Here is a 20,507-nt window from a genome sequence, read left to right as displayed (position 1 = left end):
AGAAATGTTTGACTTGCTCATTTGCTTTTTGATAGTGTGTGCTCACTTAAAATTTAACGTTGGCGCTTTGTTTTGTTCAGTTTTCAAAGAGCAATGTCTTTCGGAACAGCTTATTTATAATAACATTTTCATTACTCTGAGTCAACAACTTTTTTTAAACTTTTTAAAAGTTTGTAATCTGTTTGCAACTCGTTCGTAACGACAGATATAAATATAACATCATTACGTTAACTGCGCAATACCTTTTATAAAGTTTTTTTGAGATAATGTTGTTTTTCTTTCAAACCCTAGAATCCAAACTTTTAAAAGATAAGAAATTATAATTAAAAAACAAAAACCGAATTGGACTTACCAGGATCAGGAGCTACACCCCAATGATCCCAGCCATCCGAATTCGGCCATGCAATCAAAACTCTTTTGCTTATATTAACGATGTCTCATTAAAGGGAATAACAGGACGTCACGTATAGAAGGAGAATTGGTCAATAGCATAACCAAACGGTCAACACCAATTCCCAGTCCGCCAGTCGGCGGCATTCCGTACTCTAACGCCTCCAAGAAATCCTCATCCATTTCATGAGCTTCATCATTACCTTGCTCTCGTTCTTTTAATTGAGCTTCAAAGCGTTGACGTTGATCAATAGGGTCATTTAGTTCCGTGAAGGCATTTGCATGCTCCCTACCTACAATGAATAACTCAAAACGATCTGTGAAACGGGAATCTTCCGGATTTTTCTTTGCCAAAGGAGAGATTTCCACTGGATGTCCATAAATGAATGTAGGTTGAATTAACTTATCTTCAACCTTTTGTTCAAAGAATTCATTTACGATATGGCCGAACTCCATGGATTCCTTAACTTCAATCCCATTTTCTTTAGCAAGCTGATGGGCTTCTTCTTTACTCATTTCAGTCCAGAAGTCCACACCAGTATATTCTTTTACAGCGTCAACCATGTGAAGTCGTTTCCATTCCGGCTTTAACTCTATCTCATACTCCCCATACTGGATGGTAGTCGTGCCCAGAACTTCTTGAGCTATATGCGCAATCAGATTTTCCGTTAAACTCATGATATCTTGGTAATCCGCATAAGCCTCGTATAATTCGATCAATGTGAATTCAGGGTTGTGCCTTGTGGATACTCCTTCATTTCTGAAAACCCGGCCAATTTCATAAACTTTCTCCAATCCGCCAACGATTAAGCGTTTTAGATGAAGTTCAATGGCAATCCTTAAATTCAAAGGCATATCCAAAGCATTATGGTGAGTAAGGAAAGGGCGTGCAGCAGCTCCACCAGCAACAGAGTGCAATAGCGGCGTCTCCACTTCAAGGTATCCATGATCATCCAAATACCTTCTCATGGCTTGTACAATGCGACTGCGCATGATCAATGTATTTTTGCTTTCCTCATTTGTAATTAAATCGACATAACGTTTCCGGTAACGCTCTTCAACATCTTTTAGGCCATGAAATTTATCAGGCAGCGGGCGAAGCGCTTTAGCAAGGAAAACATATTCTTTAGCTTTAATGGAAAGTTCCCCGACTTTGGTTTTGAAAATAACGCCAGTTACCCCTACGATATCGCCAAGATCCGTTTGATTGAAAATTTGGTAAGAATCCTCACCTATGTTATCCAAACGGACGTAGATTTGGATTTGACCGCTAATATCCTGGATATGGGCAAATCCCGCTTTTCCTTTTCCACGCTTCGTCATGACACGGCCAGCGATCGTAACTTCAATTTCTTTTTCTTCAAGATCTTCTTTTTCTAATTCACCATAAGCACTGATTATCTCCTGAGTGTTATGTGTGCGCTCGAACCTGCTCCCGAAAGGGTCTTGTCCATTATCCATCATGGCCTGCATTTTATCGCGCCTTACCTGCAGTTGGTCATTCAATTCTTCATGACTCACGAAAATCATCTCCATCTTTATTAATAAATGCTTTATATAATTAATCAGAAATTCTTTTGCATACATATTTATTCTTACATAAAGTAAAGGAATTCAACAGCTTTTTATCTTAAAACATTGTTTATGTACATATAAAAACTGCCAGGATTACTGGCAGTTTAAGATAAGCGTATTATAGGAAAATAGGAAGGTGATGTCAAACTCAGACCATTTGGATATTTTGTTGCTTCGCTTCAACTTCATCAACAAGTCCATAAAGAAGCTTAACAACATCCTCCCTTGTTTCACAATCATTAATTCCTTTGCGGGCCTGAGCATTCCCTTTAACACCCTTTAAATACCAAGAAGCATGCTTACGCATTTCGCGAACGGCGACATTTTCATTTTTCAACGCAATCAGACGATCCATATGAAGCACGCAAACGTCCATCTTTTCGCGAACTGAAGGCTCATCCATCAGTTGACCGGTTTCAAGATATTTTACAGTCCGGTAAATCATCCACGGGTTACCTAGGGCTGCACGTCCGATCATGACTCCATCAACACCCGTTTCCTTCAGCATTCTTTCCGCATCTTGTGGAGTTTCCACATCACCGTTACCGATAAGGGGAATATTAATCGATTTCTTCACTTCACGGATGATGTCCCAGTTAGCTTTCCCTTCATACATTTGAACGCGTGTTCTGCCATGCATGGAAACAGCTTTCCCACCTGCGCGTTCAACAGCCTGAGCATTTTGAATCGCAAAAACATGTTCATCATCCCAGCCTATGCGCATTTTTACCGTTACCGGCTTTTCAACAGCATCGACCACCGCTGAAACCATCTCATAAATTTTGTTTGGATCGAGAAGCCACTTCGCACCCGCATCACATTTAGTGATTTTAGGGACAGGGCAGCCCATGTTGATATCGATGATGTCAGCAGTTGTATTTTTATCTACAAATTGTGCAGCTTCGACCAAAGATTTCTTTTCACCGCCAAAGATTTGCAAACTTAACGGCTTTTCTCTTTCATCTATATAAAGCATATTCATCGTTTTAGCATTTTTAAGAACGATTCCCTTGTCACTGACCATCTCCGCACAAACAAGACCAGCACCAAATTCCTTGACGGTCAAGCGGAATGCCGAGTTACAGACTCCCGCCATCGGTGCCAGCACTACCTGATTCTTCATTTCTATATCGCCTATTCTTAACAATTTGTGACCTCCTGTAACATTCGTTCATTTATCCTCAGGCGGCTGTAGCTCCTCAATGGAAACACGAAGAATTTCCGCCACTTCCAGTAAAAAAGCCTCTGAAGGGTTACGGTTCCCTCGTTCAACTTCTCCCAGCAAGGAAACGGAAACACCTATTTCTCTCGCAAACCCTTCCTGGGTATAACCCTTTAACTTTCGAAAAGCGCGAATACGCCTTCCCCATTTTTCACCTTCCATAATCGAACTCCTTCTTTATCCGAAATCTGTTCAAGCAGGTCGCTCAAAGGTGCATGCATATTCGGAAGTGATATATCTGGGTCCACTTCCATTAAAGGCACGATAACAAAAGCCCTCTCGTGCATACGAGGGTGCGGGACTGAAAGATTCTCTGTCTCAATATTTTCATGATTATATAACAAAATGTCAAGGTCTAAAGTACGGGGGCCCCACCTGATTTCCCTTTTTCTCCCTAAATCTCGTTCAATTTTCATACAAGCGTGAAGTAATCGTTCGGGTTCTAAATCGGTTTTCACTTTAAGGACAGCATTTAAAAAACAGTCCTGGTCTTCATATCCTATCGGATCTGTTTCATATAAAGAGGAGCAGGCCACCAACTTGATATGCGGATTATCAGACAATAATTGGAAAGCCCTTTGGAATGTTTCAAGGCGATCCCCTAAGTTCGACCCTATTGAAAGGTAAGCAATATTTAACACAATCAGCGTCCCCTTACAATCTCTATAGCAACCGAATCATAGTGACCTGCTATTGGAGGATCTGGTTTATAAACCTTGACGGTGCATGTCTCGATGGAAGTATATTTATTAAGTAGTTCAGAGGCGATTTTTTCAGCGACAGCTTCCACTAACTTAAAAGGTTCTCCCTCAACAACACTTTTACATACTTCATATAACTCGCCATAGTTGATTGAGTCTTCAAGGTTGTCACTCTTCCCTGCCTTGGCTAAATCAGTCTGGACGATTAAATCCACTTTAAACCGCTGACCAAGCTTCGTTTCTTCCGGAAAAACTCCATGATAACCGTAAAACTCCATTTTATTCACATATATCTTATCCATTTCATTCACCTTTTCCTAATAGAGCATCCATCATCTTTGCAGTACGTGCCATTTCCTTCACATCATGTACTCGAACCATTTGACAGCCTTGTTGAATGCCATGGCAGATCGTGGCGGCCGTTCCTTCCATCCGCTCACTAGGCGGCAGGTCCAGAACATGTCCAATCATGGACTTTCTTGATGTGGCTAACAGTACGGGATAACCTAACGATACCAGCTTATCAAGATTCCTCATCATTTCCAAATTAAACTTTAAATCTTTCGCAAAGCCAATTCCTGGATCGAGAATGATGTTTTCATCCTTGACTCCCGCATCCTTCACCAACATGATGCTTTCAAATAAATCTTGAAGTACATCCCGAACAAAATGTCCATATTCCATGTTACCCCTGTTATGCATCAAGATGATCGGCACCTTATATTCTGCAGCAACCTTCGACATCAAGGAATCGGCTTTACCTCCCCAAATGTCATTTAATATATGGGCTCCTGCTTTTAACGCCGCTTCCGCTACTCTTGATTTATACGTATCAACCGATATCGGAACCTCAATATTACGGGATATGGCCTCTATAATCGGGGCAACTCTCTCTATTTCCTCTTCATCCGATATCCTCTCATAGTTAGGCCGGGTGGACTCTCCGCCTACATCCAATATATCCGCTCCATCGTTGACCATCTGTTCGGCATGCTTCAATGCAGAATCTATCCGATTATATTTCCCGCCATCCGAAAAGGAGTCCGGCGTAACATTCAAAATCCCCATAATTAAGGTTTTATTGCTGTAATCCAAATCAAATGAACCGCATTTTATTTTTGACGCTCCAGCTAATGACATCCAACGTTCTCCTTCACTTAAAGAAATCTATATATACGAGTTTACCCATTTACACAGGCATAGTGCAAGCTCCATGAAGAATCGGAACACCTCTGCAGGCTTTTCTGCAAAAAGAAAAGCAAAGCCCCTAAGGAACTTCGCTTCTCATTTTTAGTGTCTTGTCTTACTCAAAGTTATATAATGGCGTACTTAAGTAGCGTTCACCATTACTTGGTATGATGGCAAGTACCTTTTTGCCTTTTCCCAGTTTGTCAGCCACTTTAATGGCAGCTGCGATAGCACCTCCAGAAGAAATTCCGCCAAGGATTCCTTCTTCTTTTGCTGCGCGGCGTGCATAATCAAAAGATTCCTCTGTATTGACTTGAATGATTTCATCATAGAGATCTGTATTCAATATACTTGGAACGAAGCCTGCTCCGATTCCTTGGATTTTATGAGGTCCTGGAGTCCCACCCGATAATACTGGAGAGTCCGCAGGTTCAACAGCGTAAATTTTGATGTCAGGGAATTTTTCACGCAGGACTTCACCGGCACCCGTAATGGTTCCGCCAGTACCGATTCCGGCAACGAATGCATCCAGGCCATCATCTCCAAAGGCTTCAACGATTTCAGGGCCTGTAGTGTTCCGATGTACTTCAGGATTGGCTTCGTTTTCGAATTGCTGTGGAATGAAGTAACCTTTTTCTTTAGACAGCTCAGTCGCCTTTGCGATTGCACCCTTCATTCCTTCAGGACCAGGAGTAAGGACTAATTCTGCGCCATAAGCGCGAAGCAAGTTACGGCGTTCCAAGCTCATCGTCTCCGGCATAACCAGAATTGATTTATAGCCCTTTGCCGCAGCTACCATCGCCAGGCCTATTCCGGTATTTCCGCTTGTAGGTTCAATGATCGTATCACCTGGCTTAAGGGTACCATTTTTTTCTGCCGCTTCGATCATCGCAAGGGCGATACGGTCTTTTACACTGCTACCTGGGTTAAAATACTCAAGTTTCAAATAAATATCTGCACTGTTTTCATTTTGAAGCTTGTTTAACTTAACAATAGGTGTTTGTCCAATTAAATCGATTACAGAATTAGCTATACGTGCCATTTTCTCCACTCCCTTATCATTTCAATGCCGAGTATGTTTATTGGTTTTATAATTTTAAAGTTACCAGTTTTAATAGTTCATTGTCAATGATTATATACTATATTCTAAATTTTCTCACAAAACAATTGACCTACTTTTCTTCCTTCAATCCATAAAACCATTCTACATCAAATTCGTCCCAGAAAATTTTCCCTGAGACCGGTGCCTGAATCTGTTCAAGGGCTATTTGGCGGTGAATTTTGTCTTTAACTTCTTCATATTCATACTGCTTGCCCTCTATTCTTTCATGCAGGTAGAGAACGGCCCAGCCATCCTCCGTCTGGATTGCATCACTCCACTTTTTCACCTTCAATTTCTCGGCAGCGGTAATGTATTCCTTGGAGACTTGCTCGTTATCCTGTGATATATAACCCATGTCGCCCCCTTGATTGGCAGTAAACTCATCATGGGACTTTTCCATCGCCAAGACATCAAAGGAGACACCTTTCTCCAGCTCACGTATGACTTGGTCTGCCTGCTTTTGTGTAGACGTGGTAATATGGGATATATGGAAAGCAGTAGGGATTCTATAGATATCCTTATTATCATCATAATAATTACGCATTGCCGTTTCGGAAACCGATACGTCCTTGGTGAGGAGCTTCTCGAGGAGGAGACTCGACTGAATTTCCTGCCTCAGTTGATCGTTACTTTTGTTAAGGTTCTGACCGGCAGTCCCATACATCGTTTTCATCATTTTAAGTTCCCGATCAAGCTCTTCATCCGAAATTTTCACTTTGTACTTTTCAGCTGCCTGTTTCACTACCTCTTTATCGACCATTTCCTCAAGTACATCTTCCCCATATCTTTTTTCGAGCTCATTAATCCATTCGTCCCGGGAAATATCCTTCGATCCAACCTTTGCGGCCGTTTCTTCCCCAATGACGGATTTTGAAATGATTAGTGGTTTTATGACAAAGATAATGATAGTCAATAGGTTCAACAAGGCAAGCCCAGCAATAATCGCCCGAAGCTTTTGTTTTGGCAAACCCTTATCCCCCGTAAATTATTTTTTGGTTTCCGCTTCCAGTTCCTCGAGTTCTTCCTTCGAGAATTGGTAGGTCTGATTACAAAAATGACAATGCGCCTCCGCTTGTCCCTCTGTCTCAATGATATCCCGAATCTCAGCTTGCCCCAGGCTGATCAATGCATTAGCAATTCTTTCCCTGGAACATTGACAGGAGAATTGGACATCCATTTTTTCTAATATATTCACATTGCCCTCACCTAAAATTTCGGTTAGGATTTCTTCAGGAGTCATGCCGCTTTGAATCATCTTGGAAACAGGAGTTATCGTGCTTAGTCGTTTTTCGATTTTGGAAATCGTATCTTCGGATGTACCTGGCATTAACTGAATGATAAATCCGCCCGCTGCAAGGATTGAATTATCCGGATTCACCAGGACCCCAACCCCCACAGATGAAGGCACCTGTTCGGAAGTAACAAAGTAATAAGTGAAATCTTCACCCAATTCTCCCGATACAAGCGGTACTTGCCCCGAAAAGTAATCACGAAGACCAATATCTTTGACAACAGTCAACAATCCATCGGTACCCACCGCTCTCCTTACATCCAGCTTACCTTGCTCATTCAAATCAAAGTGGGTTTGCGGGTGAGTGACATATCCGCGGACTTCTCCCTTTGCATTGCTGTCGACCAGGATGGAACCAATCGGACCGCCGCCCTCAATTTTGATCGTCAGCTTTTCTTCACCTTTTAACATGCCACCCATCATAACGCCTGCCGTCATAGCCCGTCCAAGGGCAGCTGAAGCAGTAGGCCATGTATAATGGCGTCGCTGAGCTTCTCCTACGGTGTCTGTCGTTGAAACGGCATATGCACGAACCTGTCCTTCATAACCTAACGCCTTTATTAGATAATCCTTCATTCATTTTGCTCCTTTCATACTTTGTGTTACTTCTTCACTTGCTCACGATTACGTTTATAAATCAGCTGCAGCCCCTTCAAGGTCAAAAATGGCTCCACAACGTCAATCACAGTGGACTCATTAGCAATTAAGGTAGCCAGTCCGCCTGTCGCTATTACCGTTGGTTCTAGATTACTTTGCGCCTTAATTCGATTAACGATTCCTTCTACCTGTCCAACATACCCATACAAAATGCCAGCCTGCATGGCGGACACCGTATTTTTCCCGATAATCCCTTCCGGCCGGCTGATTTCTATTCTTGGAAGTTTGGCTGCCTTTGAATAAAGTGCCTCAGTAGAAATATTTATACCCGGAGCAATGGCTCCGCCCATGTATTGTTTATCCTCATTTATGTAGCAATATGTCGTTGCCGTACCAAAATCCACGATAATGAGAGGGCTTCCATATTCCTGAATGCCTGCAACAGCATTAACGATTCGGTCCGCTCCAACCTCACGGGGATTTTCGTATTTAATATTCAAACCAGTTTTTATTCCAGGTCCAACTATTAGCGGTTTAATTCCAAAGTATTTTTTGCACATGCGTTCAAGCGCAAACATAATTGGCGGAACTACCGAAGAAATAATGATTCCATCAAATTGATCAAACGAAAGACCTTCATGTTGCAGCAAAGACTTTATGACCATTCCATACTCATCTTCTGTCTTGTGACGGCTAGTCTCAATTCGCCAATGATATTTTAAAATATCTTCATCGTATACGCCTAATACAGTATTCGTATTCCCAACATCCAATACAAAAATCATCGTTTCATCACTCCGGTAAATTATTCTCCAACATCATACCACACTGTTATTTCCCACGCTATCAGTCGCACTTTTCGAAAGATATCCCAGAAACTTTATCATAATTAATTTAAGAGTTAAGAAAAGGGTATTTCCGAGGCGGAAATACCCTTTTGAATTTAGTCAATTAAGACTTTTTATTGTCGTCTTCGTTCGGGAAGGAAAGCGGCTGATCTTGAGGAGCACCTTCTTTGATTGGAGGGGTATTCAATCCTTCCTCCGTTATTTCAAGGTCCTCAGGTCCTCTCTTATCCAATGGATCTAATAGGGCCTCTTTTTCTTCCTTCTTCTTATTGATGTTCACCTTGACATTCTCATCAGTGGTTAAATTCCCGTTCAGAGCCGTATAATCCCGTTCTGGCAATTTACCATTATGGAATAAACCTTTGATTTGTTCCGCATCAAGTGTTTCCACTTCAAGCAGGGTTTTTGCAACCAAATCAAGTTTTTCACGATTTTCAGTAAGGATCTTCTTACATCTTTCGTAAGCTTCCTTGATGATACGTTGAATTTCAAGATCGATTTCATATGCTATTGCATCTGAATAGTTTTGATCATTGTTGAAATCGCGGCCTAGGAAGACCTGACCTTGAGAATTACCGAATTGAAGCGGCCCGAGCTTACTCATTCCATATTCCATAACCATGCTCCGAGCTATGCCCGTTGCACGCTGGAAGTCGTTATGCGCACCGGTACTCACTTCCCCGAATGTAACTTCTTCGGCTACACGGCCACCCAATAGTCCTACGATTTTATCTTTAAGCTCAGGTTCCGTCATGAAGAAACGATCTTCTTTCGGCAGCATAACTGCATAACCGCCAGCTTGACCACGAGGGACTATCGTAACTTTATGAACGACTTCGGCATCATCCAGAACCAACCCAATAATGGTATGGCCTGCTTCATGCCAAGCTACGATATTTCTTTCCTTTTTGGAAATGACACGGTTCTTCTTGGCAGGTCCAGCGATAACACGATCCGAAGCTTCATCCAAATCGGACATGTCGATCTTCTTCTTATCTTGACGGGCAGCAACAAGCGCCGCTTCATTCAGTAAGTTTTCAAGATCTGCACCAGAAAATCCTGGAGTACGCTGAGCGATCGCTTTCAAATCGACTGTTTCTGCTAATGGTTTATTGCGTGCATGCACTTTCAGCACTTCTTCACGGCCCTTAACATCAGGGCGGCCTACCGTTATTTGACGGTCGAAACGTCCTGGACGCAATAATGCCGGATCCAATACATCAGCACGGTTAGTCGCAGCGATGATTATGATTCCTTCATTACCACCGAAACCATCCATTTCCACCAGTAGCTGGTTCAATGTCTGTTCTCGTTCATCGTGACCGCCACCAAGACCTGCGCCACGTTGACGTCCGACTGCATCAATTTCATCGATGAAGATGATACATGGTGCATTCTTCTTAGCATTTTCAAACAAATCACGAACACGGGATGCACCGACACCCACAAACATTTCAACAAAATCAGAACCACTGATTGAGAAGAAAGGAGTTCCGGCTTCACCAGCTACTGCTCGTGCAAGTAAAGTTTTACCTGTACCAGGAGGCCCGACTAAAAGTACCCCTTTAGGAATACGGGCTCCAAGCTCGGCATATTTGCGAGGATCTTTCAAGAATTCAACAACCTCGACAAGTTCCTGCTTTTCTTCGTCCGCTCCGGCAACATCATTGAAGCGAACTTTTTTCTTATCATCATTATACAATTTCGCCTTACTTTTCCCGAAGTTCATGACGCGGCCACCACCGCCGCCTTGAGCTTGGTTAAGTAAAAAGAAGAAGAGGATAAAAATGATTACAAATGGAATGATGGAAGTGAAAAATGTCACCCAGCCACTTGTTTTTTCTGGAGGTTCAACAGTGATGATGTCCTTATCCAACTTGGTTACGGCATCATTTATCCGACTTTGCGAATATTCACTGAAAGGCACGTAAGTCACAAAGAATTTGTTTTCCTCATAACCTTTGAGCTTTCCTGTGATTTCAAATACACTGCTTTCGGGCTGCATCGTCAGTGCAGTAACGTCCCCATTCTCCAAATGCTTATAGAATTCATCTTGGGTCATTTTCTCCGTTGGTTCATTGTTATTATTAAAAATGCTTACAATCCCAATGATGACCAAAAAGATCAGTAAATAAAATATGGTATTACGGAAGATCCGATTCATCCCTTACCTCCTCCCACGGGTAAACAAACTATAGTAAATACTATCATACAAAATTAATGAATTACAATAATTTAACACCGCTGTTTTTATCTGGTCTTCCCTTTCAAACAGGTACGATTAATTCGAGTAAATTTCAGGCTTCAATATGCCAATATACGGGAGATTACGATACTTTTCCGCAAAATCAAGACCATATCCGACAACAAATGCATCCGGAACGATGAACCCGGCATAGTCCGGAGTGATATCCGCTTTCCTGCCTGTTGGTTTATCCAATAAGGTAACGATTTTAATTGATTTTGCTTTTCGATAACGGAAAAGTTCCGCAAGATAGCTAAGAGTCAAACCGCTGTCGATAATATCTTCGATGATTAAAATATCACGGCCTTCAACTGATGTATCAAGATCCTTGATGATTTTCACTTCACCGGAAGATACTGTGGAGTTACCATAGCTCGAAACATCCATAAAGTCCATTTCAAGATGTGTATCCACACGTTTCAGTAAATCTGACATAAATGGCATGGCGCCTTTCAGCACTCCGATGGCCAACGGGAACTTACCTTGGTAATCAGCTTCAAGCTGCGCACCCAATTCCCTGATTTTTAATTGAAGTTCTTCCTCTGTTATTAAAACCTTTTCAATGTCGTTTTGCATGGTCATTGTAATTAATTGCCCCCCATGAAGAATTAAGCTTTTTTATATTCTAAGTAGATTAAAGATTTTTCATCAGAAATAATATCCGGCTCAACATTCGATTTCTTTAAACCAGGCAGCCAAATTGCCGTTCCCGTTTGATCGATGATGACCGGCCACACATTTCTTTCTAGCATCGGGATCTTTTCATTAATAAAAATATCCTTTAACTTTTTAGTTCCACCTAATCCCTTGACGGCCATCCGTTCGCCTTCATTCCTGGTTCGGACTGTAAGAGGAAACTGAACAGCTGATTCGGGAAGAATAAAAGAATCATTTCCCCTAAGTACCGGAATTTCTTCTTTTATATAGTGCGCTTTAATCTTATATCCATTCGGAAGAATAGTCTCACCGGGAATTTGTAATTTAAGGGAATATTCACGGCTTTTTTGACGAAAAAATCTAAACGTGCAAGTTTGATATGATTTTTCCGCAATAAGGCCCTCCGGAAGATGCAATTCTGCAGATGGTTGAGGATTCAAAAACAAAACTAAAAGTTGGTCAATATGTAATGCCGAAAGCGATGAAGGTCTCTCCAAATAAAGATAGTTTAATATTAGTTGAATCCCCCTTCTTTGTAAAGGTTTAGGCATCGCGAGAACCTTATCAATCTGGATAACCGCTTGATCTTTATCCTGTCGGATCCAAACCTCGGACATTTTGCTTGAAACCAGGTTCAAAAAAAACTCTTCATCTTCATAAAGCTCTTCACTGAATCGTTGGAAATGCTCATGAACCTTTCTATTTTCTTTCTTTAAAAACGGAAGAACTTCATGTCTAAAACGATTTCTTGCATAGACACCCGTTTCATTGCTCGGATCAAACCTTGGTTCAATATTATGAAGGCCCGCATATTCGATTATTTGACTTTTCGTGATTTCAAGAAAAGGCCTGACCAGATTCCCTGTATGGAAACGCCTCTTTATGGGTATGCCTGCTCTTGCCTTACCTGTCGCCCCTCTTGTTAAACGCATGAGCATCGTTTCTATTTGATCATCTCCATGATGCCCCAGGACAAGCGTGGAGGCTTGATGCTTATCCATCATTTCTTCATAGAAAGCAAAACGCAGCTTTCTTGACGTTATTTGTGAGCTTTCCCCCGTCTGCTCCATCCGGGCAGGTACATCGATCCTTTTTCCCTCAAATGTAATGCCCCACCGTTCACATATATGCTCTACATATTTATAATCCTCATAGGATTCTTCACCACGAAACATATGGTCAACACTTGCCACGAGCATCTCGTAATGGAAAAGAGGTTGAATTTCCTTAAGGATATGGAGAAGCACCAACGAGTCCGGTCCTCCGGAAACGCCTATTAGCAACTTCGAGTTTTCCTTAATCAATTCGTTTCTATAAATTGTGCTCAGAACTTTTTCCTTTAACATACAATCTTCCTTCTTTATGGACAGGCATTAGTTTTATACGATTCAATCATGAAATGGTTTCAACTATTCCATGGCATTCACCTAATAACTATATCATAACAACTGTTCATATATGTAAAGAACATAGAGCATCGATATGATGGCAACAAGCAAAAAAGTTTCAAAAAAACCGCCGCTTTTCTTTTTTGAATTGTTTTGGGACCTTCTTGCTTGTCTCGTTGAAGGTTGCATTGTTTGTTGCTGACCCGTCGCTGCCTGGGTCAGGCCCTTTTTTTTCGAATGGTTTTGCTTACTTAGCACCGTGACCAAATCCTCCCGCATTTGGAGGGCTGAATCATAATGCCCGTTGAGCGCTTTATCCAACATCTTCCTGTAGGGGTGCAATTCCTTTTTCTGCTTAATCAAGTCGTTAAGCTGTCTATACCCCTCCCCTTTTTTGTGGAAACGTCCAGGATAGGCAGAATTGATTATAATCATCGCCACAGCGAACAAGTCATATTGCGGATCGGCCTTTCTTGATCCAAGTCCCCAGTAGCCCCTGTCAAAGAACTCGGTGAATTCTTTAACAGATCGCCCAATTAAGGTGGTTCCGCCAACATCCACGCACCGTACCTTATAGGCTGGTGAAGTCACGATCAAATTCTCGGGTTTCAAATCGCCGAATACCCAGCCATTGGTATGCAAGGCAGACAAGCTTGTTAAAAGCTGAAGCATTAGGACTCCTATCCATGATGACCCTTTCTTATCGATGAAACGCAAAAAATCGTGTCCGTGGATATATTCCATGACATAAAAAGGGAGCTGCTTTCCTGTTTTCATGAAATCATCCGCTTCCAAAAAGGAAGGTCCAAGGGTAGACCCCTGGACCTTTGAAAAGGATTTTAGGATATTCATCTCCGAAATAATGGACGTCCCATTATCACTGAGCTTTAAAGCATAATGACGATTTCCGCTTTCAACCAAATAAACGATCCCGTTCGCTCCACACCCCAATTCTTTAATTATTTTGTACTGGTTTTTATTCCATTTTCCAGTGACCAAACTGCCAGGCAGGAGTTTACATTGATTCCTCAAAGTATTGTTCATCATCATGTGATAACAATCCCCTCAATGAACGTTTTTTATTGAAATATGTTAAAGCTTCACGAATGGCTGGACCTGTCGGAGTGAGTCCCCCTGTACTAAGCTTAGGAAAAGTTGCCGTCAAGGCTTCAAGGTTGGGGGTCCAATCCAGCAACTTTTCAACGTCATTTCTTTTCCCAGGAAATACGAATACGGAAAAACGGCTGTCACCCATCCTTGCATTCATACTAAGGGAAAGATCTAATAAGGAATCTTTCACTGTAGGCAGTTTATGTTTCATGCTTGCACTGGTATCAACAAGAATCAGTACTTCGAGCTTGCTTGTTTCCCCAAGCTCATCGACCACCTCCATCACTTCTCCTCGTTTATCCGGCGGAAGATCCTCCATCGTTTTCGAATCTCCAAGTATTTGTTGAAGTTCGCGATTGATAACTCCCTGTATAGTTTGTGTCATTGCCTTTTGGGTCACCATCTGTACGGTTTGGGACAACTGCTGTGCATAGACTATTTGACTTACGCCACCTCCTGAACCAGCAATCTTCTCGATTTCCTTAAGTCCCTTTTCATCTATCACATCATTTTCCATTACACCTATGACATTGATGGTTATGCCTTGCTCCCTTGCTAATTCAGCCATGGCAGACGGCTCCTCACCATGATTTGAACATCCGTCGGTTATAAGCAAAATCTGTCTTAATGTTCCTGCTTTCATGTTTTGCTCTCCCTTCCTATCAATTTGTTACCATAATTGACTAAAAGAGGGGAAATTATACGAAAAAGACATCACATCAAGTCACATATGGAGCGGAATGATTGAAAAGAGTTCATCTCTTTACCTTTTATCCTTCTTCCATCTACACCACCTCATTTTTGGTTTTGTTTATTTTATATATAAACGGCCCCTACTGGGCCTTTTTGCGTTTTGGGGAAACGGGAATGGATGCCCATTTCGGTGTGTTATGCTTAATTTTCGATGTTACCACTGTCATGTCATCATCTATGATCCCTTTTGTACGGATAACCTCCTCCAATATTAAATCAGAGATTTCCTGCGGATCGTCCGTTTCCATTTCCTTGATTTTTCGTTTAAGCCAGAACTCGATATTTTCGACATGTGAGGGGCCATCGAACACTCCATCACTCATCATGATTAATATGTCCCCTGCCTTCAGCTCTTCTGATACTACATCAACATCGAAATCCTGGATGATCCCCATAGGGAGGTTACTTGATTCAATTTTTATTATCCTATCCCCCCTTTTAATGAAACTCGGTATCGAACAGATTTTTAAAAACTTAGCCCTTGCGTCCTGAAGATCAATCATTGCCAAATCAAGAGTCGAAAATATTTCATCGGTAGTGCGTAGAGATAATACGGAGTTTACGGATTTAATGGCTATTTTTTCTTCTATTCCCGATTGTAAAAATTTTTGTAGCAGCTTTAATGTTTCTGTACTTTCAAAATGGGCCCTTTCCCCATTTCCCATTCCATCACTAATGGCTATTGCGAATTTGCCGCAGCCAATTTCCATGGTCGTATAACTATCTCCTGATACAAGCCCTCCCCCCTTGGCAGCATGAGCCACACCCGTTTCGACCGTGAATTTTTTTGCTGACCTAAATATCACCTCACATTGCCCGCTTGGATACGTTGCACACTCTTCTGAATGAACGACTATCGTTTCCCCTAAAATGTCAGAAAGCATAGGTGCAATCAACTTTTCACATTCCCCTCTGCCCTGGCAGTATGGGACACTCATCTCTATATCAACATTTCCTTGTTCTAGACTGTATATTTCAACATGACCTATGTGCAGTCCAAAATCCTGGATGGCTTCCAAAATGGATTCTTCGTGTACATGATGATTCTTCCTTTCCCTTTGAATTTCTTTCGCAAAATCATCCATTACTGCCGAAACGCCCCGCAGTTGATCCGCTACTAGCTTCCGACTTTCCTTCACCTGCCTTTTTAATTTTTGGTTAGCTTCAAAATAAGTAAGCTCCTGTGATATCGCCCCGATGACCTGAGGCCCGCGACTGCAATATTTCCCCCATTCTTTCGAAGTTTTTTGGGGGAGTTGACCATTATTTTCACTTAATTGAAGCATAATTTCCTGCATGCCGTCATAGGTTGTATTAAAGTTCTTGGACCAGCATTGCTCCTTTTTAAAACAAAGCTGGCACGTCTTTTCCGTTACATTACTTAAGAAGTAGTCGAATTCTTTCTCATCTTCCTCCAATCTCCCCCTTTCATCCACTTGCGAAAAGCTATTAGAAAGCGCCTCAAATACATGTGAGAATTGCTCCACCCTTTGAGCGGTGACATCCCTCACTTTTCGGGCATACTGCTGCTGTTCATCAGAATTCTCGACTGTTCCCGGTATATGTTTCGCTATTTTGTTGATGATGGATGACGGTGTCAATATGAATAGTGCCACAGCTATAAGTGATTCATAAAGGGTCACCATGATATTATTGGTGCCCTCACCATATAAACCTATCAGTAATGTAGCAATCAAGAGGCCGCTAGCAACCCCTATCTTCCTTCCCTCCTTCAACAGACCGCCCAGAAGCCCTGAAAATGCGAGAAGGCTCATTTGATATAGACTGGCAATGCTTGCCAAGCTGAATATCAATCCAGTAACTACACCTACAGTGGAGCCTATGGCGGCCCCTCCCGCCAGCCCGAAGAGGAGAACCAGGTATCGCGAGAATATATGGTCGAGTGATAAATCATATATCATCCAGCCGATGGTTCCGGTCATAACCGAAGCCAGCAAGATGATGATGCTGACAATTTCCTCCGTCTTTAATGATTGGGACTTTGTCCTAACGGTCAGCATCGGGATGGACTGTATGAAGATTAAAGTTAAAATCATCGCCAGTCCCGCCTCTACCCCTATCATCATCAGGTCGTACAGCTGAATCGTTCGAAATACCAGATATTGCTCGGCCAGGTTGACCAGGAATAGTGAAGCGAAGACGTACATCGACATTGTCTTGAATTGTCCTTCCACGGCGGGCTTCTTGATCTTATGAAATAACAGGAGCAGGAACGCCGATGCAAAGATGACTAAACTATTCGAATAGTGAACGGTCAGCCCACCTGCAATCAATCCGAATAAAGCCAGTGGAGCCCTATCACGTCTCATGAGAAAAACAGCTGCGAAAAACGGAAGTCCAAATGGTGCCAGCTGCGAAAGAATTAAAGCCCGTCCTAATAAAAAACCTATGATTGCTAAAGATATACCTTTTTTTATGAATATGTCTTCACTCTTCATTTGCAGTTGTTGGATCCAATTGATGGCCCCTGCCTTCGCTTCTTTTAACTGAACATCTCCAAGAGGTTCCATCATAGGTCTTTCTACTTTTTCCATTTCAACACCCCATTCATATTAGTGATTTTTATTATAAAGAGGGCTTGTCTATTTTTTTGTCAGAATTTTATAAGCGGATAAGAAAAACGTTCGACGAAATTCTTCTTGAACAATCATTTGTATACAGGTTTTTGTGCCTTTTTTTCCAATACAGAAACGGGTGTTCTTTTTTTTTTGAAGAAAAGCAAAGTTTTTAGGTTATTTTTGCGGAAAATAACACGAATAAATAATCAGGAAATGGAAACCGACAAACTTTATTTTTTTTGTTGACATTTTTTCTTCACGAATGTAAGATATAACTTGTGCTTCAGTAGCAATTATCATTATGGCGGCGTAGCTCAGCTGGCTAGAGCGTACGGTTCATACCCGTGAGGTCGGGGGTTCGATCCCCTCTGCCGCTATCTTTTATCATGAAAATCATGGCCCGTTGGTCAAGCGGTTAAGACACCGCCCTTTCACGGCGGTAACACGGGTTCGAATCCCGTACGGGTCATCAAATACCAAAAGCGCCCCTGCACACTTATCTCTGGTAAGTGTGCAGGGGCGCTTTTGGTATATCGTTGATAATAAAAGAAGACAAGCCGGCAAGCTTGCCTTTATCTACACTATGAATAATTTCACAGGGAAAGTTGCTAAACTATTATTTTCAGCAGCAGTTTTATCCGCGTCTTCCTCCTCGACCTCCCCGTTTCGTTTCGGTGCTACGTTTTAGGGTCGTTAAGCGGTCTTCGCTATCCTTTAAGAATTTAGCCATTTTTTGCTCAAAGTTTTCTTTTGGTTGGAAACCATTTCCTTTCGAGCGGAAGTCTTTGGAACGGCTGTCATTCCCTCTTCCTTGGCGCGGACGTGGTGTGTATGCAGGTTTTTGCTCACCTTCAGGACGGTCTATCGCTTTTTTTATGGACAAGCCAATCTTGCCATCTTTAACGTTGATGACTTTCACCTCAACTGTATCGCCCACTTTTAAATGATCATTGATATCCTTGACATAGTTATCAGCCACTTCACTGATATGGACAAGACCGGTTGAACCTTGAGGTAGCTCTACAAATGCACCAAAATTAGTTATGCCTGTTACTTTACCTTGTAACTTGCTGCCTACTTCGATTGACATAAAAAAAATGTTCCTCCTTAGAAATGTTAAAAAAATCTCTTCACACTATATTATAACGAAAGTAAAAAAACAGTGTCAATATTAGTCACTATCTTCCTTCCCTTTTGGAAGGGTAAAAATGATCTCACCTTTTTCAGACAAGAAATAATCCCGTCTTGCTATTTTCGCTATATAGTCGTCGTCATTAAGCTTTACGATTTCTTCTTTAAGAAGGGTCTCGTCTTTTTTCAATTCAGCTAACTTTCCCTTCAATTCTTCCTTTTGTTGAACTTTCTCATCCAGTGCAACATTTTGCGTTATGAGGGTGGAAACGGCAAAAATCAAAAAGACAGCGGCGAAAACTGAGTATAGAGTTAATCTACGCATTAGACCACGCTTCTTTTTTTCTACGGTTTGTACTTTTTTCTCTTGTTGAGCGACGTAGGGATTTTCTATTTTTGCCACTTTCCTTTTACGCAGGCTACTCATTTTTTTATCGCTCCTCATTTCTTTTTATTTTTCCATCCATTTATTGTTCTAAATATAGAATTCTTTATTTTCAATAAAATCCCTTTTCCTTTATTATAAAACTTCCCGACGTTTTTCGTAACAAAAACCGGCAATAAATTCCATATATAAGTCAGAATCCATTTTAAAGGTCTCCAGAATATATTCAAAATAAAGAGAAGTAATTTCCCCGCCCATTTTAATAAGGCCAAAACGAACTTACCTATCCCGATGATGATGGCTAATATGGATACTATTACCCATTTTATCGGTAGAAATATCAGCATGTGAACCGAATTCGCTATAAATCTCGCCAACTTTATCACAAGTATTATCAAAAACTCTAAAAAACGTAGATAGAAGCCTTTGAAAAGTGCTTGATAAGCTGAAAAACCGCATAATAAGGCCAAAAATAAATAGAGGCGAAACTCTCCCTCATTCACTAAAAACAAAACATAAAAAATAAGGAGACCCTGAATGATCCAGAAAAGGAAGTCATGGATGAATACAATCCACCTTTTCCTTTCTGAACGATTCAGGAACCGGCTATACGTATCCAGGGCAGCTCCAAAGCCACTGCCCATGCCTATCATCGCAAGCAACGTATAAAATTGGATCGTTAAGGTCATTTGAACAACTTGCCAAAGAATCCTTTAGCTTTCTCCCCTGATTGCTCATCTAAATAAACAAGGTCGAAAATCTTTCCCTTAATGGAAACGATGCCTTTATCAACGTCCAAATTCTTCATTTGCAAGTTTTGGCCCCGGATTGATAAGAATCCCATTGACGTTTCGAGCAGAAACTCTTCATTATCAAAACTTTCAACTTGTTTGACACCGGTAATATCAAGTAAACGGCGGCCTTTCATCGTTACATCATGCTCTTGGGTCGTTCCCTTTGTGTAACCAGCATTCGGATCAATATATTGGCTCATTTTTTCATCCCTCACAGTACCACTGATTTTGTACAAGTGTATGTCCGTAAGATTGGAATTAGAACCAAGCCTGTCCTTACTCCTCCGCTAGCTTTTCTTCCTTTACGATGGTATACATATCTGCAGCCGCTTCTTTTTTCGTCGTTTCTTGAATTTTATCGACACGTACCGTAACAAGCTTTTGACCGAATCTTACTGTCAACTCATCGCCATCTTTCACATTCGAACTTGCTTTGGCCTGTTGTCCATTAATCGTGATTCTCCCTTTATCCGCAACCTCCTTTGCAAGTGTGCGGCGCTTGATCAACCTTGAAACTTTCAGGAATTTATCCAATCTCATCGACATTCAAA

At 41.5% G+C, this 20,507-nt stretch carries 21 protein-coding genes and 2 tRNA genes; 2 read left to right on the top strand and 21 right to left on the bottom strand.

The genetic code is table 11. The features are described 5' to 3' along the window. Positions 1–426: 426 nt before the first annotated feature. The 16 genes from lysS to spoIIE form a co-directional block, all read right to left on the bottom strand. Positions 427–1,926: a lysine--tRNA ligase gene (gene lysS / locus ACIQYG_RS23800; protein ID WP_402843200.1), complete on the bottom strand. Its 1,500-nt coding sequence runs from the start codon at positions 1,924–1,926 to the stop codon at positions 427–429. Between the two features lie 187 nt (positions 1,927–2,113). Then, positions 2,114–3,112, bottom strand: a complete 999-nt coding sequence (dusB, locus tag ACIQYG_RS23795; RefSeq protein WP_402843194.1) for a tRNA dihydrouridine synthase DusB — start codon at positions 3,110–3,112, stop codon at positions 2,114–2,116. Between the two features lie 24 nt (positions 3,113–3,136). Then, positions 3,137–3,349, bottom strand: coding sequence for a helix-turn-helix domain-containing protein (locus tag ACIQYG_RS23790; RefSeq protein ID WP_402843191.1), 213 nt, complete (start codon positions 3,347–3,349; stop codon positions 3,137–3,139). Further along, positions 3,301–3,828, bottom strand: a complete 528-nt coding sequence (folK, locus tag ACIQYG_RS23785) for a 2-amino-4-hydroxy-6-hydroxymethyldihydropteridine diphosphokinase (protein WP_402843188.1) — start codon at positions 3,826–3,828, stop codon at positions 3,301–3,303. Before folK ends, ACIQYG_RS23790 begins: the two co-directional genes overlap by 49 nt. Positions 3,829–3,830: 2 nt before the next feature. Further along, positions 3,831–4,190, bottom strand: coding sequence for a dihydroneopterin aldolase (gene folB / locus ACIQYG_RS23780; protein WP_402843185.1), 360 nt, complete (start codon positions 4,188–4,190; stop codon positions 3,831–3,833). A gap of 1 nt (position 4,191) precedes the next feature. After that, positions 4,192–5,028, bottom strand: a complete 837-nt coding sequence (folP, locus tag ACIQYG_RS23775) for a dihydropteroate synthase (RefSeq protein ID WP_402843183.1) — start codon at positions 5,026–5,028, stop codon at positions 4,192–4,194. Between the two features lie 163 nt (positions 5,029–5,191). Next, positions 5,192–6,118 carry a cysteine synthase A gene (gene cysK, locus ACIQYG_RS23770; protein WP_402843180.1) on the bottom strand — a complete coding sequence of 309 codons (927 nt, stop codon included), beginning with the start codon at positions 6,116–6,118 and terminating at the stop codon, positions 5,192–5,194. A 130-nt stretch (positions 6,119–6,248) separates the two neighbouring features. Then, positions 6,249–7,145, bottom strand: a complete 897-nt coding sequence (locus ACIQYG_RS23765) for a peptidyl-prolyl cis-trans isomerase (protein ID WP_402843177.1) — start codon at positions 7,143–7,145, stop codon at positions 6,249–6,251. 18 nt (positions 7,146–7,163) lie between these two features. Next, on the bottom strand, positions 7,164–8,045 hold the full coding sequence (hslO, locus tag ACIQYG_RS23760) for an Hsp33 family molecular chaperone HslO (RefSeq protein WP_402843175.1): 882 nt from the start codon (positions 8,043–8,045) through the stop codon (positions 7,164–7,166). A gap of 26 nt (positions 8,046–8,071) precedes the next feature. Next, entirely contained in the window at positions 8,072–8,851 is a 780-nt protein-coding gene (locus ACIQYG_RS23755; RefSeq protein ID WP_402843172.1) for a type III pantothenate kinase, read from the bottom strand. Positions 8,852–9,017: 166 nt separating this feature from the next. After that, entirely contained in the window at positions 9,018–11,078 is a 2,061-nt protein-coding gene (gene ftsH, locus ACIQYG_RS23750) for an ATP-dependent zinc metalloprotease FtsH (protein WP_402843169.1), read from the bottom strand. A gap of 117 nt (positions 11,079–11,195) precedes the next feature. After that, on the bottom strand, positions 11,196–11,735 hold the full coding sequence (gene hpt, locus ACIQYG_RS23745) for a hypoxanthine phosphoribosyltransferase (RefSeq protein ID WP_048690059.1): 540 nt from the start codon (positions 11,733–11,735) through the stop codon (positions 11,196–11,198). A 32-nt stretch (positions 11,736–11,767) separates the two neighbouring features. Next, on the bottom strand, positions 11,768–13,162 hold the full coding sequence (gene tilS / locus ACIQYG_RS23740) for a tRNA lysidine(34) synthetase TilS (protein ID WP_402843167.1): 1,395 nt from the start codon (positions 13,160–13,162) through the stop codon (positions 11,768–11,770). Between the two features lie 93 nt (positions 13,163–13,255). Continuing rightward, complete coding sequence (locus tag ACIQYG_RS23735; RefSeq protein ID WP_402843164.1) at positions 13,256–14,254, bottom strand: protein kinase domain-containing protein; 999 nt, start codon at positions 14,252–14,254, stop codon at positions 13,256–13,258. Beyond that, positions 14,220–14,957, bottom strand: coding sequence for a VWA domain-containing protein (locus ACIQYG_RS23730; RefSeq protein WP_063235926.1), 738 nt, complete (start codon positions 14,955–14,957; stop codon positions 14,220–14,222). The genes ACIQYG_RS23735 and ACIQYG_RS23730 overlap by 35 nt, the downstream gene beginning before the upstream one ends. A 190-nt stretch (positions 14,958–15,147) precedes the next feature. Further along, on the bottom strand, positions 15,148–17,622 hold the full coding sequence (gene spoIIE / locus ACIQYG_RS23725; RefSeq protein WP_402843160.1) for a stage II sporulation protein E: 2,475 nt from the start codon (positions 17,620–17,622) through the stop codon (positions 15,148–15,150). Between the two features lie 327 nt (positions 17,623–17,949). Between spoIIE and ACIQYG_RS23720 the strand changes: the two genes are divergently transcribed. Both ACIQYG_RS23720 and ACIQYG_RS23715 read left to right on the top strand, forming a co-directional pair. Then, positions 17,950–18,023: transfer RNA gene (locus tag ACIQYG_RS23720), tRNA-Met, on the top strand. A 20-nt stretch (positions 18,024–18,043) separates the two neighbouring features. Then, positions 18,044–18,115 (top strand) — tRNA-Glu (locus ACIQYG_RS23715). Between the two features lie 165 nt (positions 18,116–18,280). Here ACIQYG_RS23715 and ACIQYG_RS23710 read toward each other — a convergent pair. The 5 genes from ACIQYG_RS23710 to ACIQYG_RS23690 all read right to left on the bottom strand — a co-directional run bounded on the left by ACIQYG_RS23710 (position 18,281) and on the right by ACIQYG_RS23690 (position 20,496). After that, positions 18,281–18,736, bottom strand: a complete 456-nt coding sequence (locus tag ACIQYG_RS23710; RefSeq protein ID WP_214794723.1) for a S1 domain-containing RNA-binding protein — start codon at positions 18,734–18,736, stop codon at positions 18,281–18,283. An 81-nt stretch (positions 18,737–18,817) separates the two neighbouring features. Further along, positions 18,818–19,204 carry an FtsB family cell division protein gene (locus ACIQYG_RS23705; RefSeq protein WP_101225919.1) on the bottom strand — a complete coding sequence of 129 codons (387 nt, stop codon included), beginning with the start codon at positions 19,202–19,204 and terminating at the stop codon, positions 18,818–18,820. Positions 19,205–19,218: 14 nt separating this feature from the next. Next, positions 19,219–19,851 (bottom strand): spore cortex biosynthesis protein YabQ, encoded by a 633-nt coding sequence (gene yabQ, locus ACIQYG_RS23700; RefSeq protein ID WP_402843157.1) that lies wholly within the window; start codon positions 19,849–19,851, stop codon positions 19,219–19,221. Continuing rightward, on the bottom strand, positions 19,848–20,156 hold the full coding sequence (gene yabP / locus ACIQYG_RS23695) for a sporulation protein YabP (protein WP_034316308.1): 309 nt from the start codon (positions 20,154–20,156) through the stop codon (positions 19,848–19,850). The genes yabQ and yabP overlap by 4 nt, the downstream gene beginning before the upstream one ends. A 76-nt stretch (positions 20,157–20,232) precedes the next feature. Beyond that, the gene (locus ACIQYG_RS23690; protein ID WP_034316386.1) at positions 20,233–20,496 is read right to left on the bottom strand and encodes an RNA-binding S4 domain-containing protein; all 264 of its coding nucleotides are present in this window, start codon (positions 20,494–20,496) and stop codon (positions 20,233–20,235) included. Positions 20,497–20,507 lie beyond the last annotated feature (11 nt).

Origin of the sequence: Peribacillus sp. NPDC096622 (assembly GCF_044762665.1) — a bacterium.
GTDB classification, from domain to species: Bacteria; Bacillota; Bacilli; order Bacillales; family DSM-1321; genus Peribacillus; species Peribacillus frigoritolerans_B.
Note: the sequence above shows the minus strand (reverse complement) of the source record. Positions and strands in the feature narration are given on the sequence as shown.